At 66.7% G+C, this 16,489-nt stretch carries 16 protein-coding genes; 13 read left to right on the top strand and 3 right to left on the bottom strand.

The features are described 5' to 3' along the window. The first annotated feature begins 1 nt into the window (after position 1). From AC1DZT_RS09340 to AC1DZT_RS09295, 10 genes are all read left to right on the top strand, one after another. Positions 2–1,210: an MFS transporter gene (locus AC1DZT_RS09340; RefSeq protein ID WP_478006350.1), complete on the top strand. Its 1,209-nt coding sequence runs from the start codon at positions 2–4 to the stop codon at positions 1,208–1,210. A 26-nt stretch (positions 1,211–1,236) separates the two neighbouring features. Beyond that, positions 1,237–2,079, top strand: coding sequence for a GntR family transcriptional regulator (locus AC1DZT_RS09335; RefSeq protein WP_478006349.1), 843 nt, complete (start codon positions 1,237–1,239; stop codon positions 2,077–2,079). Between the two features lie 207 nt (positions 2,080–2,286). Continuing rightward, positions 2,287–3,066 (top strand): SDR family NAD(P)-dependent oxidoreductase, encoded by a 780-nt coding sequence (locus tag AC1DZT_RS09330; protein ID WP_478006348.1) that lies wholly within the window; start codon positions 2,287–2,289, stop codon positions 3,064–3,066. A gap of 5 nt (positions 3,067–3,071) precedes the next feature. Further along, positions 3,072–3,731: a class II aldolase/adducin family protein gene (locus AC1DZT_RS09325; protein WP_478006347.1), complete on the top strand. Its 660-nt coding sequence runs from the start codon at positions 3,072–3,074 to the stop codon at positions 3,729–3,731. 85 nt (positions 3,732–3,816) lie between these two features. Next, positions 3,817–4,782 carry a sugar ABC transporter substrate-binding protein gene (locus AC1DZT_RS09320; RefSeq protein ID WP_478006346.1) on the top strand — a complete coding sequence of 322 codons (966 nt, stop codon included), beginning with the start codon at positions 3,817–3,819 and terminating at the stop codon, positions 4,780–4,782. A gap of 113 nt (positions 4,783–4,895) precedes the next feature. Further along, on the top strand, positions 4,896–6,410 hold the full coding sequence (locus AC1DZT_RS09315; RefSeq protein ID WP_478006345.1) for a sugar ABC transporter ATP-binding protein: 1,515 nt from the start codon (positions 4,896–4,898) through the stop codon (positions 6,408–6,410). After that, positions 6,407–7,402, top strand: a complete 996-nt coding sequence (locus tag AC1DZT_RS09310; protein ID WP_478006344.1) for an ABC transporter permease — start codon at positions 6,407–6,409, stop codon at positions 7,400–7,402. The genes AC1DZT_RS09315 and AC1DZT_RS09310 overlap by 4 nt, the downstream gene beginning before the upstream one ends. 14 nt (positions 7,403–7,416) lie before the next feature. After that, positions 7,417–8,400 (top strand): ABC transporter permease, encoded by a 984-nt coding sequence (locus AC1DZT_RS09305; protein ID WP_478006343.1) that lies wholly within the window; start codon positions 7,417–7,419, stop codon positions 8,398–8,400. 9 nt (positions 8,401–8,409) lie between these two features. After that, entirely contained in the window at positions 8,410–9,357 is a 948-nt protein-coding gene (locus tag AC1DZT_RS09300) for a carbohydrate kinase family protein (RefSeq protein WP_478006342.1), read from the top strand. A gap of 18 nt (positions 9,358–9,375) precedes the next feature. Further along, positions 9,376–10,122: an SDR family NAD(P)-dependent oxidoreductase gene (locus AC1DZT_RS09295; protein ID WP_478006341.1), complete on the top strand. Its 747-nt coding sequence runs from the start codon at positions 9,376–9,378 to the stop codon at positions 10,120–10,122. A 48-nt stretch (positions 10,123–10,170) separates the two neighbouring features. On the opposite strand, the gene AC1DZT_RS09290 is transcribed toward AC1DZT_RS09295, so the two are convergent. The 3 genes from AC1DZT_RS09290 to AC1DZT_RS09280 all read right to left on the bottom strand — a co-directional run bounded on the left by AC1DZT_RS09290 (position 10,171) and on the right by AC1DZT_RS09280 (position 13,552). After that, entirely contained in the window at positions 10,171–11,025 is an 855-nt protein-coding gene (locus tag AC1DZT_RS09290; RefSeq protein ID WP_478006340.1) for a CE1 family esterase, read from the bottom strand. Positions 11,026–11,126: 101 nt separating this feature from the next. Continuing rightward, positions 11,127–11,894, bottom strand: a complete 768-nt coding sequence (locus AC1DZT_RS09285) for a CatB-related O-acetyltransferase (RefSeq protein WP_478006339.1) — start codon at positions 11,892–11,894, stop codon at positions 11,127–11,129. Between the two features lie 335 nt (positions 11,895–12,229). Beyond that, positions 12,230–13,552, bottom strand: coding sequence for an RsmB/NOP family class I SAM-dependent RNA methyltransferase (locus tag AC1DZT_RS09280; RefSeq protein WP_478006338.1), 1,323 nt, complete (start codon positions 13,550–13,552; stop codon positions 12,230–12,232). A gap of 238 nt (positions 13,553–13,790) precedes the next feature. On the opposite strand from AC1DZT_RS09280, the gene AC1DZT_RS09275 reads away from it, so the two are divergent. From AC1DZT_RS09275 to AC1DZT_RS09265, 3 genes are all read left to right on the top strand, one after another. Further along, positions 13,791–14,741, top strand: coding sequence for a L,D-transpeptidase family protein (locus AC1DZT_RS09275; protein WP_478006337.1), 951 nt, complete (start codon positions 13,791–13,793; stop codon positions 14,739–14,741). Beyond that, positions 14,738–15,589, top strand: a complete 852-nt coding sequence (locus AC1DZT_RS09270) for an extensin-like domain-containing protein (RefSeq protein ID WP_478006336.1) — start codon at positions 14,738–14,740, stop codon at positions 15,587–15,589. Before AC1DZT_RS09275 ends, AC1DZT_RS09270 begins: the two co-directional genes overlap by 4 nt. Positions 15,590–15,936: 347 nt before the next feature. Beyond that, the gene (locus tag AC1DZT_RS09265) at positions 15,937–16,482 is read left to right on the top strand and encodes a DoxX family protein (RefSeq protein WP_478006335.1); all 546 of its coding nucleotides are present in this window, start codon (positions 15,937–15,939) and stop codon (positions 16,480–16,482) included. Positions 16,483–16,489 lie beyond the last annotated feature (7 nt).

Genomic DNA, 16,489 nt, shown 5'->3' with positions numbered 1-16,489 from the left:
GATGGAAGAGGCCGCCGGACGCTGGTCCTTCCTCGCGCTGGCCTGCCTCGCGGTGGTTCTGTCGCTGACCACCTGGTTCTCGGCCACCGCCGTGATGCCCGAACTCGTCGCGCGCTGGCAGCTTGGTCACGCGGCGGCGGCCTGGCTGACCAATGGGGTGCAGGCGGGCTTCGTGACCGGGGCGCTGATCTCGAGCTATCTGGGCCTGCCCGACCGGATCGCGCCGCAAAGGCTGATGTCGGCCTCGGCCCTTCTGGCCGGAGCCGCGACCGGGCTTTTGCTGGTGGAGCCGGGCCTGGCCGCAGCAATCGGCCTGCGCATCCTGACCGGGCTGGGCCTTGCCGGGGTCTATCCGCCGTCGATCAAGCTGATGGCCACCTGGTTCCGCCGCGGGCGCGGGCTGGCGCTGGGCTGCCTGATCGCGGCCCTGACCCTCGGCTCGGCCCTGCCCTATCTGGTGCGCGGGATCGGCGGCAATCTCGACTGGCGGATGGTCCTGCTCGCCGCCTGCCTGATGAGCCTCGCCAGCGCCGCGATCTTCGGCCTTGTCCTGCGCGAGGGGCCCTTTCCCTTTGCCCGCGGCGCCAGGGTGGATGCGCGCCAGATCGGCGCCATCCTGCGCAACCGCCCGGTGATGGCCGCCAATTTCGGCTATTTCGGCCATATGTGGGAGCTTTACGCGATGTGGGGCTGGTTCCTCGCCTATCTGCGCGCGGCGGAGGCGGCGGGGGGGCCTTCCGGCAATGCGTATCTTCTGACCTTCCTCGTCGTCGCCTCCGGCGTTCCGGGCTGCATCTGCGGCGGGCTTCTGTCCGACCGGATCGGGCGCTGCCACACGACGGCGCTGATGATGGGGATTTCGGGGCTTTGCGCCCTTGGCATCGGCTTTGTCTTCACCGGGCCCTTCTGGCTTTTGTGCCTGATCGCCTGCCTCTGGGGCTTTACCGTCATCGCCGATTCCGCCCAGTTCTCGGCCGCGGTGACCGAGCTTGCCCCGCCCGAAACCGTAGGCTCGGCCCTGGCCTTCCAGATGGGGGTCGGCTTTGCGCTGACCATCGTGACGATCCAGCTGGTGCCCTTTCTGGGCGAGGCCTTCGGCTGGCGCTGGGTTTTCTTTCTTCTTGCTCCGGGGCCAGCAGTCGGCGTATTCGCCATGCTGGCATTGCGCAGAATGCCGCAGGCGCGTGCGATGGCGCATGGCCTGCGGTGAGGCCTAGGAATCCGGGGGAACAGCGATTGGCTCAGGTTGGGACGGAGGAAACCCGCAGCCGTGGTCGCCCGCGCTATGACATCGAAGACCAGCACAGCGCGGCCAGCTTCCTGACCTTTGCCAAGTCGATCCAGATCGACCGCAAGGATGCAAGCCCCCTGTGGATTCAGCTCAAGAACGCGATCGAGGAGGGCATCGTCTCCGGCGCCCTGGCCGAAAGCTCGCGCCTGCCCTCCGAACAGGCGATGTGCGAGATCTTCGACCTGTCGCGCCCGGTGATCCGCGCCGCCCTGCAGGGCCTGTCGACCGAGGGCCGCGTCATCAAGCAGCCGCGCAAGGGCATGTTCGTGGCCCCGCGCCTGCCGAGGGTCGATATCATGACCCTGCCGCTCGGGGTTTTCGACGACCTTCTGTCCAAGGGCTACAAGGTCTCGGTCAAGACCCATGCCTTCGGCCTGCATGACGCCAGCGAGGAAGAGCGCCGGGTCTTCCAGCTGCCGGACGGCTTTCAGGTGATTCGCATCCTGCGCACCTATTTCGCCAATGAAGTGCCCTTCACCCACACCCATATCTCGCTGCCCGCGCACCGCCTGCCGGGGTTCGAGAAGCTGGACATCGAGGGCAAGTCGATCTTCGGCACGATCCGCGAGCTTTACGGCCTGACCGTGTCGCGCGCCGACCGCCTGCTGAAGGCGGCCTCGCTGCCCGCCGATGCGGCGCAGAGGATGGGTCTTCCGGCGGGCAGTCCGATGATTTTCATCGAATCTTCTGCCTATGACCATGACGGCAATGCGCTGGAATATTACCGGGCCTATTACAATTCGGACATGGCGCCGATCCGGATTGCCACCGACCAGATCGGCCACTGACCCAGCCCCGACTTCCCCCGGTTTTCAAGGGCTTGCACCGTGCATGTGCAGCATTTATTTCTGCGCATAACCAGATTGACAGGTCGCGAATCTCTGCGTAATCTTTCTGGTAACAACTAGAAAAATCAGCCGACGTGACGCAGGTGTGACCCCCCTAAAAAGTGCAAGGCGCTTCAGGATGCGGGACGTGCGAAGGGAGGATATCAGATGGACTATCAGGCGGCTTTTCGCCTCGATGGGCTTTGCGCGGCCGTCACCGGGGCGGCCAGCGGCATCGGACGCGAGATCTGCGCGGCCTTCGCGGCGTCGGGGGCGGATCTGGTGATGATCGACCGCAGCGAAGCCGATCTTGCCGCCGCGGTCCAAGGGATCGCCGCGCGGGCCCCCGCCTGCAGGGTCCTGTCGCTGGTGGCCGATGTCACCGATCCCGCCGCCGTCACCGCCGCCGCCCAAAGGGCCGAGGCCGAGGCGGGGCCCGTCTCGATCCTGGTGAACTCGGCCGGGATCGCCCGCCTGCACGAGGCGCTGGAGACGACGGACGAGACCTGGCGCGCGGTGATGGCGGTCAATGTCGACGGGATGTTCTGGGCCAGCCGCGCCTTTGGCGCCGCGATGGTCGCCCGCGGCAAGGGGGCCATCGTCAACCTCGGCTCGATGTCGGGCACGATCATCAACCGCCCGCAACATGCCGCAAGCTACATGACCTCTAAGGGCGCGGTCCACATGATGACCAAGGCGCTCGCCGCCGAATGGGCCGCCCGGGGGGTCCGCGTCAACGCGCTCGCCCCCGGCTATGTCGCAACCGAGATGACGCTGAAGATGCGCGACCGTCCCGAGCTTTTCGACACCTGGCTCGACATGACCCCGATGGGGCGCTGCGGCACCCCGTCCGAGATCGCCACGGCGGCGCTCTTTCTCGCCTCGCCCGCGGCAAGCTATGTCACGGGTGCCATTCTTGCCGTCGATGGCGGTTATACGGTCTGGTGAAAGATATGAACAACAACAACGACATGACCGATCTGGACAAGCGCCGCCTCATCATCGCGCATTGCCTTGAGATGAACCGGACCGGGCTCAACCAGGGCACTTCGGGCAATATCTCGATGCGGCATGGCGAGGGCCTGCTGATCACGCCGACCTCGCTGCCCTATGAGGGGATGCAGCCCGAGGATATCGTCTATCTGCACAGGGATGGCACGGCGCAGGGGCGGCACGCGCCCTCCTCGGAATGGCGCTTTCACCGCGACATCATGCTGGCCCGGCCGGATGTGAACGGCATCGTCCATGCCCATCCGACCTATTGCACGATCCTGTCGATCATGAACCTCGAAATCCCGCCGATCCATTACATGATCGCGCTGGCGGGCGGGGCGAACATTCGGGTGGCGCCCTATGCGATCTTCGGGTCCGAAGAGCTGTCGCGCAACGCGGTCCAGGCACTGCAGGGGCGCGATGCTTGCCTGCTGGAACATCACGGGCTGATCGCGGTCGGCACCTCGCTGCCGCGCGCGATGTGGATGGCGATCGAGATCGAGACCCTGGCGCGCCAGTACCATGGCTGTCTGGCCATCGGCACGCCACGGCTGTTGAGCGAACAGCAGATCCAGGATGTGGCCGACAAGGTCGCGGGAAGTTACGGCCATCAGGGCTGAGGCCCGGTGGAGGAGTGCCGGGCCCCGGGGTCCGGCTGTCGACGGGGAGGCCGGGCCTGTAAATCCGGTGGTCAGGGAGGACCAAATGACGAAGATGAAACTTGCATCGATGACCGCAGTGATGGCGCTGGTGGCAGGCCTCGGCCCGTCCCTGGCGCAGGACAAGCCGCTGGCCGGCAAGACGGTGGGCGTGACCGTGATCGGCACCGACCACGACTGGGACCTGAAGGCCTATCAGGGCCAGGTGGACCAGCTAAAGGCGCTTGGCGCCGAGGTCATCGCGCTTGATGCCGGGCGCAACGACCAGACCCAGATCAGCCAGATCCAGACGCTGATCGCCCAGAAACCCGATGCGATCATCGAGCAGCTGGGCAACCTCGAAGTGCTGACCCCTTGGCTGCAGAAGATCAAGGACGCGGGCATCCCGCTCTTCACGGTCGACACGGCCACGCCGCTCGCGCTCAACAACACCACGTCCAACAATTACAACATCGGCGCCAACCTTGCGCTGCAGATGGTGCAGGACATGGGCGGCACCGGCAAGATCGTCATGTTCGACGGCTTCACCTCGGTGCCGGTCTGCAAGATCCGGATGGACCAGATCCGCTATGTCATCAAGGACTTCCCCAATGTCGAGATCGTCGAGCCGATCCTGCGCGACGTGATCCCGAACACCGTGCAGCAGGCCTATTCGGACATGACCGACATGCTGACCAAGTTCGGCCCGGAGTCGGGCCTCAAGGCGGTCGTGGCCTGCTGGGACGTGCCGATGGTCGGCGCCACCCAGGCGATCGAGGCGGCCGGCCGCAAGGGCGTGCTGACCTATGGCGTCGATGGCAGCCCGGATTTCGTCGAGATGGTCGCCAACAAGGATTCGGCCGCCGGCGCCGTCGCAGCCCAGCAGCCCTATGAGATCGGCAAGCAGGCGGCGCAGAACGTCGCGGATTACCTCGGCGGCAAGACGGTCCCCTCCTTCACCATGGTGCCCGCCGTCCTGATCACCAAGGCCAATGCCGCCGAGACCGCAAAAGACTTCATGCCGAAGCAGTGATTCCGGCCCCCGGCGTCGTTTTGGCCCAAGACTTGGGCCCGGCTATCGCCCCAAAATCAGCGGGGCCCCGGCAAACCCGCCGGGGCCTCTCTTCCCCAACGTCGGAGGACGCCATGCCACCCTTCGCAGTGGAAATGCGCAACATCACCAAGACCTTCGGGCCGGTCAAAGCCTTGACCAACACCGATCTTCTGGTCGAGGCGGGCACGATTCACGGCCTGGTCGGCCAGAACGGCGCCGGGAAATCGACCATCATCAAGGTGCTGGCCGGGATCTATCGCCGCAGTTCGGGCAGCGTCGCGGTCGATGGCCGGCCGATCGAGGGGATCACCCCCGCCGCCATCGAAGAGCGCGGTGTGCATTTCATCCACCAGGACCGCCTCCTCGTGCCCACCGCGACCGTGGCCGAGGCGATCTTCCTGCGCAACGAGCCGCGCTTCGGCCCCTTCGTCAGCTACCGCCGGATGAACCGCGAGGCCACAGAACTGCTCCGCGGCTATTTCGGGCTCGACCTTGACCCGCGAAGCCTGATCTCGGAGCTTTCGACCGCCCAGCAGAAGATCGTCCAGATCACCCGCGCCCTGGCCCGCAAGGCCCGCGTGCTGGTGCTGGACGAACCGACCGCGGCCCTGGTCGACAAGGAGGTCGACAGCCTCTTCGCCGTGCTGCGCCGCCTGAAGGCCGAGGGCATGGCGATCATCTTCATCTCGCATTACATGTCTGAAATCGCAGAGATCTGCGACCGGGTGACGGTGCTGCGCAATGGCGAGAACGTCGGCGTGGTCGATCCGCGCGCGGTGGGCATCGGCCGTATCGTCGAGATGATGACCAACCGCGACACCTCCGAAATGTATCCCCGCCGCGCCGTCACCCTCGGCCCCCCGGTGCTCGAGGTCGAGGGGCTGACCCTCGCCGGGCATTTCGAGGATGTGACCATGACCGTCCATGCCGGCGAGATCGTCGGCCTGACCGGCCTGCTCGGCTCGGGCGACAAGGAGGTTCTGAAGACGATCTTCGGCCAGCGCCGCGCCGATGCCGGCCGCATCCGGATCGACGGGCAGGAGATGCGCTTTCGTGCCCCGGTCCAGGCGGTCAGGCAGGGCATCGCGATGATCCCCGAGGACCGCCGCGCCCATGGCGTGGCCACCGGCCTGACGGTGGGCGAGAACATCGCCCTCGCTTCGCTGGACCGGATGTCGAAGGCGGGCTTCGTGCAGACCAAGGTTGAGGACCGGATCGTGGACGAGATGATCGCCGAGCTGGGCATCAAGACCCCCTCGCGCGACACGCTGGTGCGCAACCTGTCGGGCGGCAACCAGCAGAAGGTCGTCGTGGCCAAATGGCTGTCGCGCAACAGCCGCGTCTACCTTCTGGACGAGCCGACCGTGGCCGTCGACGTGGGCGCCAAGATCGAGATCTATGCCCTGATGAACCGGCTGGCCGCCGAGGGCAAGGCGCAGGTCTTCGTCTCCTCCGACCTCGAGGAGATCGTCGAGATGTGCGACCGGGTCCTCGTCATCCACCGCGGCAGGATCATCGGCACCTATCGTCGGGGCGAGATCGATTCCGAACAGCTGCTGGCGGCCGCTTCGGGGGCCGACCCCCATGCCGAAAGGAAGACCGCATGACCACGATGCCTCTGACAGCCACCGCCCCGCGCGGTCAGGGTCTGCGCGATGCGACCTCGCTTCTGATCCGGCTTGGCGCCTTTGCCGGCTTTGCCTGCATCCTGATCTATTTCGCAGCCACCGCGCGCGGCTTCATGACGCCGTTCAACGTGATGCTGGTGGTCGAGCAATCGGCGATCCTTGCGGTCATGGCCTATGCGATGACCGTGGTCTTCATCGGCACCGGGACCGATGTGCAGAAGGGCGGGATCGATCTGTCCATCGCGGCCAATGCCGGGCTTTGCGCCGCTGTCTATGCCGTCACCCTGCGCGCAGGCTACGGCGATCTGGTCGCGGTCCCGGCGGCGCTGGGCACCGGGCTGGGGGTCGGCTTTGTCAACGGGCTCGCGGTCGTCCAACTGCGCATCATGCCGCTTCTCGCCACGCTGGCGGTGATGAACATCGCCGCCGGGCTGGAGCTGGCCGTGACCGAGAACACCGTGGTCAGCGCGACCTCGCCGGTGCTGACGCTGCTCAATTCCGCCAGTTTCCTTGGCATCAGCGCGCTGGCCTGGTGCCTGATCCTCGCCTCGGTCGCCATGATGCTGGTGATCCACCGCAGCCGGCTGGGCCTCAGGCTTTACGCCGTGGGCGGCCATGCCGAGGCGGCGCGGGCCGCGGGGATCAATGTCGGGCGCTTTGTCTGGGGCAGCTATGTCTTTTCCGGCTTTGCGGCGGGGGTGGCCGCGATCCTGATCGTCTCGCGGCTGTCGGCCTCGACCCCGGGCACCGGGCTTTTGCTGCTGCCGATCCTTGCCGCTTCGCTTCTGGGCACGGTGTTTTCCCGCCGCTTCGTGCCGACCATCGGGGGCACCCTGCTGGCCGCGCTTTTCATCGGCTTTCTGGCCAATGGCTTCCAGCTGCTGGGCGTCTCTTCCTACTGGGTCAACGGGGTGCAGGGCGTGCTGATCCTGACGGTCGTGGCCCTGACATCCTTTGCCAAGAAAATCTGAAAGGGAGCGGTCCGATGTCGTCCAAAACCATGGCCGCGGTTCCGCGTCGGGGAGGAGCCTCCCTGTCGGACTATGCGGTCTATATTGCCTTCGCGGGGCTTCTGGTCTTCTTCGCGGTCGCGGCCAAGGGCTTTCTTGCGCCCGAGAACCTGTTCAACCTCGTGTCGAACAAGGTCGTGCTGCTGGCGATTGTCGCCCTTGGCATGACCATCGTGATTGCCGCCGGGGGCATCGACCTGTCGGTCGGGGTGGCGATCGACCTCTCCTCGATGGCCTTCATCATGCTGATCCAGGGCGGGCATTCCGGCCTTGTCGCGGTGCTGGGCGGGGTGCTGACAGCGGCGGGGGTCGGGCTGGTCAATGCCATCCTGATCAACAAGCTGAAGATCGACCCCTTTCTCGCGACGCTGGGCGTGCTTTTCATCGGCAAGTCGGCGCAGCAGCTGGCCACCCAGGGCGGCACGCCGATTTACCTCACCCGGGCGGAATATGCCGCCCCCTTCGATGCCATCACCCGCACGGCCCTGTTCGGCATACCGACGCCGATCATCGTGATGCTGATCTGTGCCGGGGCGGTCTATCTGGCGCTGCACCGGTCGGTCTTCGGCCGCTATGTCGCGGCGCTCGGTGCCACGCCGGGGGTGGCCTGGTATTCGGGCGTGCGGGTGCCGGTGCAGCTGTCGGCGGTCTTTGTCGCCTGCGCGGCGCTGTGCGGGGTCACCGGCATCCTCCTCTCCTCTACCGTGCGGTCCTATGTGCCTCTGGCGGGGGATGCCTTCCTCTTGGATGCCATCGGCGCCACCTTCATCGGCACCGCGATCAGCGCCGAGCGGCGGCCCTCGGTGATCGGCAGCCTGCTGGGGGTCCTGTTGCTGGCGGTGATGCGCAACGGGCTTCTTCTGATGGGCTGGAATTTCTTCTGGCAGCAGGTCGGGATCGGGGTGCTGGTCTTCCTCGTGCTCGCCCTCAGCTTCGGTTTGCGCAAGCACGCGGAATAGGACAGGAACATGACAGGTTTTGACGTAAGCGCGATCGGCTTTGCCGTTCTGGACATCCTCGGCCGCCCGGTCACGCGAATCCCCGAAGGCGGGCGCGCCGATTATATCGAGGAGATCCGGATGACCGTGGCCGGCACGGCGGCGGCGACGGCGGTCGATTGTGCGATCCTGGGGCTGCGCACCCAGATGGTCACCACGGTGGGCGCCGATGACATGGGCGATTTCCTGATCGCCAAGATGCAGAAATTCGGCGTCGATTGCGGCATGGTGGAACGGGATGCGACGGTGCAGACCTCTTCCACCATCCTGCCGGTCCGCCCGAATGGCGAGCGGCCCGCGCTGCATGTGCCGGGCACCGCCGCCACCTTCCGGATCCCCGAGGGCAAGCTGGACGCGGCCCTCGATGCCAGGGTGATCCATGTCGGCGGCACCGGCCTTCTGAAAGCCTTCGACGGCGCGCCGACCGTCGCCACCCTGAAACGCGCCAAGGAGCTTGGGCGCATCACCACCTTCGACCTGATCCAGGCCACGCCCGAGACCTTCGCCCTCGTCAAACCCTGCCTGGCCTATATCGACTATTTCGTCCCCTCTATCGAAGAAGCGGGTGAGATGGCGGGCAGCCAGGACCCCGCCACCACCGCCCGGTTCTTCAAGGACCTCGGCGTCAGGAACGCGGTGCTGACGATGGGCGGCGACGGGGTCTATGTCTCGCCCGAGCAGGGCGCGGATTTCACCCTGCCCGCCCATGATATCCAGGTCGTCGACACCACCGGCTGCGGCGACAGTTTCACCGCCGGGGTGATCGTGGGGCTTCTCAAGGGCTGGGACCTGCGCCAGACCTGCCGCTTTGCCGGGGCCGTCGCGGCGCAGGTCGCGATGGGGCTGGGATCGGACGGCAAGCTCACCTCCTTCGATGCGACCTTGGAAGCCATGAACACCCTGCCCCTGCGCAGCTGATCTGAAAGGATGTTGACCATGACCAAGACAGCCGCCGTCACCGGCGCCGCACGCGGCATCGGCCGCGCCCTGGCCCTCGGCCTTGCCGAGGCGGGGCATGACGTGGCGATCATCGACCTGCCGTCCCAGGCCGCAGGCCTCGCCGAAACCCGCGCCGCGATCGAGGCGATGGGGCGCAAGGCCCATGTCGCGTTGATGAACGTGGCCGACAAGGCCGATGTCACCCGCGCCTTTGCCGAGATCGAGGGGGCCGCCGGCGCCATCGACGTGCTGGTCAACAATGCAGGCATCCTCAAACCCTCGACGCTGGAGGATCTTTCGGCCGAGGATTGGGATGCCCATATGGATGTGAACGCGCGCGGCGTGCTGTTCTGCTGTCAGGCCGTGCTGCCGGGGATGCGGGCGCGCAAGGCGGGGCGGATCATCAACATCGCCTCGATCGCCGGGCGGCAGGGGGTGGCCACCCAAGGCCATTACGCCGCGACCAAGGCCGCCGTGATCACCCTGACGCGCGTTCTGGCCCAGGAGGTCGGCGCCGATGGCATCACCGTCAACGCGATCTGCCCCGGCATCATCCTGACCGAGATGGGCAAGAACAACCTCGGGTCAGAAGCCGCGATCCGGCATTGGGCCGAGGTCGCGGCCCTCAAACGCCTCGGCGCGCCCGAGGATATCGTGGGGCCGGTCCTGTTCTTCGCCTCGCCGCAATCGGCCTTCGTGACCGGCCAGGCGCTCAACGTCTGCGGCGGCATCTACTTTCACTGACACGCCCCCGGGGCGCGGCCCGGTGGTCCGGCGGGCCAGGGGGGCAGGTCAGGGGTGCAGGTCGAAGAACTTCAGGATTTCGGTCGGGGCAGAGATATCCTCGGTCAGCCCGCTCTTGCCCCTGACGCCGCCCGGCCAGCCATGCACCCCGCCCGCGATGGTGAAAAGCCGCACCTGGGAAAGGCCCGCGGCATCCACATAGTCATCCTCGGTGACCGACATGCCATCTGCCGCCGGATCGATGACCCGGGTTTGCTTCTGCAACGGCCCCTCGGCGGCCACGAAGGCGCGGATCAGGTCCGGCACGGCGGTGAAGGGCGCTTGGCTGCGCACACGGCCATAGCCGCCGTCATAGGGGACAACCTCATCCGCGAGGCCGTGGATGTGCAGAAGCGGCACCGCCGCCGCCGGCGTTTCCGCCAGATCGAGCGGCCCCGACACCCCGGCAACCGCCTTGACCTTGCCCGCGCGCCGCGCGGCATAGGTCTCTGCCATCATCGAACCGTTGGACATGCCCGCAAGGTAAACCCTTTTCGGGTCAAGGGAAAACCGTGACGTGGCATCGGCGATCACCGCATCCAGAAAGGCCATGTCGTCGACCTTCTGGGCAACCGCATAGCCGCAGCAATAGGTGGCATTCCAGGTCAAGCGGTTGTTCTCTCCCGATCCTGCGGGGTAAAGGACGGTATAGCCCTCGGCCAGCGCGGGGGCCGAGAGATTGGCGTTCTTCCTGAAGGCGTCGGGGTTCTCCCCGGCGCCGTGCAGGGCCAGGATCATGGCCCCGCTGGCCTGCGCCGGCAGGTCGGCCACATAGGACCGATCGCCAAGGGCGACGGTTCTGGTTTCCGCAGAGGCTGCCCCGGCGAGGGCTGCAAAGGCAAAGGTCATCAAGAGGCGCTTCATCGGGCCAACCCTGTTGCTTGGTGCCGACCGGTCCGGAGAGGCCCGGGCAGGTCCTTCGTCATCGCAAGGCAGGGCCGCGGCCCCGCCCCGCCACCCTCCGTTCAGGACAGCGCGCCGGAGAGCAGCCCGTCCTCGGTCACCGTCAGATAATCCGGCGCAAAGCTTTCAAAACCGCCGTCCAGCGCAAGCCGCCTCTCCAGCCCCTCGCAGAAGGCCTCCGGGTCATACATGTTGAACTGGCGCAGCATCGTCGGCGCAATGTTCCACCATTCCAGCGCAACCAGACGCGCACAGATCTCTTCCGGAAAGCGGTATTTGATCAGCCGCGCCGGGTTGCCGCCATAGACGGCATAGGGCGGGATGTCCGACACGACATTCGCGCCGCCCGCCACCACCGCGCCATTGCCGATCGTCGTGCCGGCAAGGATCGTGCAATGCGCGCCGATCCACACATCGTTGCCGATGGTGACATTGCCATAGCTCTTGTCGAAGCTTTCGCGCGGCCCGGTGTAGACGAGGTCCGGATCAATGTTTCTGGCATTGTGGTAGCCGTCATAGATGTAAGAGCTGGTCGTGACCGCGTGCATCGGGTGGTGCCCGTCCAGGATCCGCAGGCCCGTGGCGATGCTGCAATAGCGCCCGACATCCATCTTGACGAGGGAGGGATTGCTTTCCACCACATAGGAAAAGGAGCCGAGGTTGATCAGCATGCCCGGGCTGTGCCGGGTCATCGCCTCCACCCGTGCGCCCGAGCGGGCCTTGAGGACGACATCAGGCTTGATCCTGATCCGGCGTCCCTTCCCGAATTGCCCGATTTTCATGTCGTCGAGGAATGAGGCCTCTTCCGCACCGATCTTCACACCCAGCATTACCGCACTGTTCCCTTGATATCGACATCTTGCACGCCGTCGAAACGCCCGTAATGCCTTGAGGTATCAACATAGTTGTGATCGCGCGATCCGCAACCCTCGGATTAGTATGATTGCGCCTCCGCAGCTTTTGAGCGATTGCATTCGGCGGCTTGCCAAGAAGGATCGCCCATCCGCAGGCCAGTCCGCGGATATCCTGCGCCTCTCCCTGCGGGAGCGAGCGCAAGCACAACCCCTGAGGGATCATACGGTTCCGAGTTGGAGCAGGAAAACTCAGGGATCCTGCCGTTTGGACCCAGGGTCAGGCCAAGCCCGCAGCGCAAAGGACCCGCAGGTCAGGACGCCGCCCCTTCCACCACCGGGATTTCGCGCTGCAGCACAGCGGCGAAGAAGCCATCGGTGCCGTGGCGGGCGGGGGTCAGCGACAGGTAATCCCCCTCCGCCGCCCCTGCGAGCGTCGGGGCCGCCAGTGGCAGCGGCAGGACGTGAAAGGCCGGATTTGCCCGCAGAAAAGCCGCGACCTGTGCCTCGTTCTCTTCCGGCAGCATCGAGCAGGTGGCATAGACGAGCCGCCCACCGGGCTTCACGAGGCGGGCGGCGCTGGCGAGGATGCGGGCCTGCAGCGCGATGAGCGCGGCCAGACCATCCTCCGCCGGGGCGCGCCAGCGCGCATCGGGATTGCGCCGCCAGGTGCCCGTGCCGCTGCAGGGCGCATCGACGAGGACGCGGTCGTAACCGCCCTTGTGGCGCTTGACCCAGCGGTCGGTCTCGCTGGACAGAAGCCGGGTTTCGACATTGTGCAGACCGGCCTGGCGCAGGCGCTCGGCACAGCGTTTCAGCCGGGCCTCGTTGATGTCGCAGGCCGCGACATGGCCCTTGTTCTGCATCTGGGCGGCGATGGCCAGGGTCTTGCCGCCCGCTCCGGCGCAGAAATCCACCACGCGGTCCTTCGGCCTTGCATCGACCAGCAGCGCCACCAACTGCGAGCCTTCGTCCTGGATCTCGATCTCGCCCGTCTTGAGCCCCCCCAGCCGCGCCAGAGAGACCCGCTCCGGAATGCGAAGGCCGAGGGGAGAAAGCGGCGTCACCTGCGCCGCAAGGCCCTGAGCTTTCAGCCCGCGCAGCGCCGCCTCGCGCGTGGTCTTGACCGGGTTGACCCGCAGATCCAGGGGCGGCGGCGCAAGGGTCGCGTCCATCTCGGCCGCGAAGGCCGCGCCAAAGCGGCGCTGCAGCGGGGCAAGCGCCCAGGGCGGGCATTCGAAGCGCACCGTGTCGGGCATGTCGGGATGCAGCAGCGGGGCGCCGCGCAGGCGGGTCAGCAGCGCCTGTTCCGTCGCGGTCAGGGCGGCGGGGCCGGACCGCGCGCCGTCGAAAAGCCCGGCGATCTCTGCGGGCGTTCTGCCCTCGGCCAGGGCCAGCCAGACCAGCAGCCGGGCGCGCGGGCTGTCGCCCTGCCCCTCCCGCTCCAGCCACCAGCCCAGCCGGGCGCGGTGCCGCAGCAGCGCGTAAACCAGTTCCAGCATCAGCCCGCGCTCGCGCTCGTCGATGTCGCGGCGGGCGCGGAAGAAGGCCGATGTCACGGCATCCGCCGGGCGCGCGGCGCTTTCGACGTCAGAGAGAAGGTCGAGGGTGGATGGCAGGCTCAGGGCGGAGGGCACGGTCAGAGGTCAGGCTCACAGGGTTGAGGGGCGGGCATCCGGGGGCTGACAGCAGCGCATGGCCCTGCCCCCGATGCCTTGCGGCACGCGAGGCGGTTTAGCCGGAAGATCGGGTTTTGGAAACCGTCATTCACCACCGCCCTGCCCCGCGCCCCGGCCCGCTGGCCGGCAAATCATCGCCCCCCTCGCGAACCAAAACCCGTCTCGCGCGTTAGCAGGGGTACAACACGAGGGTTCCATGCGAAACATAGTCTTCTGCGGCCTCATCTTCCTGTCCAGCCCCGCTTTCGCCCTGACCCCGGAAGAGATCGAGACCGCCCAGTTCGACGGTCAGGATCTGCCCGACGGCCAATCCGGCCTCAGCGTCAAGCTGCAGGTCCTTCTGGACCGCGCCGGCATTTCCCCCGGCGTGGTGGACGGCTTCAAGGGCGGGATGAGCGAAAGCGCCCTGCGCGGGTTCGAAGAGCAGCAGGGCCTTGCGGTCGATGGCATCCTCGATGCAGAGGTCTGGTCGGCCCTTGGCGGGACCCAGGCGCTGCCGGTCCTGATGCCCTATCTGATCACCCCCGAAGACGTCACCGACCTGACCGAAGCGATCCCCGACAACGTGGCCGAGAAGGCCAAGCTCGCAAGGCTTGGCTATCTGCGCGTCAGCGAGCGTCTGGCCGAGCGTTTCCACATGGACGAGGATTTCCTCAAAGCCCTGAACCCCGACGCCACCTTTGCCGCGGGCGAGGAGATCACAGTCGCCGACACCGGCACCCCGCTGGCGGGCGAGGTGACCCGGATCGAGATCCGCAAGACCGACCGCCGCGCCGTGGCCTTTGACGCCGCAGGGCGGATGCTGGCCAATTACCCGGTCTCGATCGGCTCCACCGCGACACCCTCGCCCGAAGGCACGGTGGAGGTGGTCGCCGTCGCGATGGACCCGACCTACAGCTATCTGCCCGACACCAATTTCGTCGCCGATGGCGTGACCGAGGGCCTGATCCTGCCGCCCGGCCCGAATGGCCCGGTGGGGTCGGTCTGGATCGACCTGTCCAAGCCGACCTATGGCCTGCACGGCACCGACACGCCGGCGGCGCTGTTCCAATCGGTCAGCCACGGCTGCGTGCGCTTCACCAATTGGGACGTGACGGAACTGGCCCATCTGGTCAAGCCGGGCACGACGGTGGAATTTCTGCAATGATCCGGCGGCTGGCCCTGATGGTGGCGGTCCTGGCCGCCACCCTGCCCGCAGGCGCGAAGGAGACCGCACCCCGGACCAGCCTGCGCCCCCTGCCCCGCCCGGAGGCGCCGCTTGTGCCGCCCGTCAATAACCCTGCCCCTGACCCCGCTCCCGCTCCCGCTCCCGCTCCCGCTCCCGCTCCCGAACCGGTCGCGCCACAGCCTGACCCCGGCAAGACCGACGCTGCGGCTGCCCCCACGAAAGGGAAAAGAGACCTCCTCCGCCTCGACGAGGCGGAAAATGCCGCCTGCCTCGCCGACCTGCACGGCATGTCGGTGGTCTTCGCAGAGATCGCGCCGATCCTTCCCGCGGATGACCCCGACTGCGGCATCCTCCAGCCCCTGAAGGTCAGCCGGATCGCGCCGAGCATCGACGTGACCCCGCCCGCCGTGATGCGCTGCCCGACGGCGCGCGCCCTGGCCGGATGGGTGAAGGATTTCGTCCAGCCCGCCGCCACCCGCCTGGCCGGGCGCGGCGCTCTGACCGAGATCAGGAACGGCTCGGACTACATCTGCCGCAAGCGCAACAGCGCGACCGAAGGCGATGTGTCCGAACACGCCTTCGGCAATGCCTTCGACGTGATGGGCTTCGGCTTTGCCAAGGGCCCGGCCCTGATCATCGGCCCCGACATCGTGCAGGAAGCCATGGATCAGGCCTTCGTCGATGCCGTCCGGGCGGCGGCCTGCCTCGACTTCACGACCGTCCTCGGGCCGGGATCGAACGCGGAACATGCCAACCACCTGCATCTGGACATCATGGCGCGGACCAATGGCTACCGCCTGTGTGAGTTGCAGGGCACGCTGAAATAGCTTGCGCCTCGCCGCCTCTGGCAGGACGGAGGCAAGGCAGCCGGCCCTCCCTTTTCAGCGCGGCGCTGGGCTGGTGGAGAAACTCCCGGGCCAGCGGAACCCCGGGGCGCGGTCGCGCATGGCGATCCTGACCACTAAGAACTGTCTCTTCGCCTGTACGGCAAGCCCCGCCAACCGCAGGCCGTAGCTGGCCGGAAGTCTCGCGACATGGCCTAGGCCGGCGCCCGAGCGGAAAATTTCCGCCCTTGGCCCTGCCTTTGTGCGCGCGAAGTGTAACCTTTTCGCCTTTCCGACGAACTGCTCCCATGGGTGCCCTTTCCTGCGCATCCGGCTGGAGGAAAGACGACATGACCTTGCCCGCCTTGCTGTTCTCTGACCGTGCGGCGGTTTCCGCTTCGGCGGGCTCGGCGCTGTCGCTCCTCCTGCGGGGCGCCTTCGCGTCGGTCCTGCTGCCGTTCTTCTTCCATTCCTTCCTGACCAAGGTGGACGGGTTCAGCCTGACCATCGGCGCCTATGCCCAGATCGTCCCGCAACAGATCGCGGCGCTGGGCTATGACAGCTCGGCCCTGTCCTGGCCCTGGCATCTGCTGGTTCTGGCCGGAACGCTGGCCGAACTGGTCCTGCCTTGGGCTGTGGTGACGGGTCTTGCCACAAGGGTCGCGGCCCTGGCGATGATCGGGTTCGTCGCGGTGATGAGCCTGACCGACATCTATGGCCACGGCGTCGACGCCCAGACCATCGGCGCCCTGTTCGATGGCGATCCCTATGCCGTGATCGCCGATCAGCGGCTGCTTTGGGTGACGATCCTTGCCGCGCTGGCGGTCACCGGGGGTGGAGCGGTCTCCTTGGATGCGGCGGTGTCGCGGGGATTGCGGCGGTGGTCCGATGCGTGAGCCTTTC

The sequence above is a fragment of the Rhodobacter sp. P1_C2 genome, from assembly GCF_056406375.1.
The sequence above is the reverse complement of the archived record's forward strand: the minus strand, read 5'-3'. Positions and strand labels throughout refer to the sequence as shown.

Bases quoted from the DNA above. Each gene is read 5' to 3' on its own strand.
- AC1DZT_RS09340 (WP_478006350.1), top strand. From the start codon at position 2: ATGGAAGAGGCCGCCGGACGCTGGTCCTTCCTCGCGCTGGCCTGCCTC.
- AC1DZT_RS09330 (WP_478006348.1), top strand. From the start codon at position 2,287: ATGGACTATCAGGCGGCTTTTCGCCTCGATGGGCTTTGCGCGGCCGTC.
- AC1DZT_RS09325 (WP_478006347.1), top strand. From the start codon at position 3,072: ATGAACAACAACAACGACATGACCGATCTGGACAAGCGCCGCCTCATC.
- AC1DZT_RS09320 (WP_478006346.1), top strand. From the start codon at position 3,817: ATGACGAAGATGAAACTTGCATCGATGACCGCAGTGATGGCGCTGGTG.
- AC1DZT_RS09315 (WP_478006345.1), top strand. From the start codon at position 4,896: ATGCCACCCTTCGCAGTGGAAATGCGCAACATCACCAAGACCTTCGGG.
- AC1DZT_RS09310 (WP_478006344.1), top strand. From the start codon at position 6,407: ATGACCACGATGCCTCTGACAGCCACCGCCCCGCGCGGTCAGGGTCTG.
- AC1DZT_RS09305 (WP_478006343.1), top strand. From the start codon at position 7,417: ATGTCGTCCAAAACCATGGCCGCGGTTCCGCGTCGGGGAGGAGCCTCC.
- AC1DZT_RS09300 (WP_478006342.1), top strand. From the start codon at position 8,410: ATGACAGGTTTTGACGTAAGCGCGATCGGCTTTGCCGTTCTGGACATC.
- AC1DZT_RS09295 (WP_478006341.1), top strand. From the start codon at position 9,376: ATGACCAAGACAGCCGCCGTCACCGGCGCCGCACGCGGCATCGGCCGC.
- AC1DZT_RS09290 (WP_478006340.1), bottom strand. From the start codon at position 11,025: ATGAAGCGCCTCTTGATGACCTTTGCCTTTGCAGCCCTCGCCGGGGCA.
- AC1DZT_RS09285 (WP_478006339.1), bottom strand. From the start codon at position 11,894: ATGCTGGGTGTGAAGATCGGTGCGGAAGAGGCCTCATTCCTCGACGAC.
- AC1DZT_RS09275 (WP_478006337.1), top strand. From the start codon at position 13,791: ATGCGAAACATAGTCTTCTGCGGCCTCATCTTCCTGTCCAGCCCCGCT.
- AC1DZT_RS09270 (WP_478006336.1), top strand. From the start codon at position 14,738: ATGATCCGGCGGCTGGCCCTGATGGTGGCGGTCCTGGCCGCCACCCTG.
- AC1DZT_RS09265 (WP_478006335.1), top strand. From the start codon at position 15,937: ATGACCTTGCCCGCCTTGCTGTTCTCTGACCGTGCGGCGGTTTCCGCT.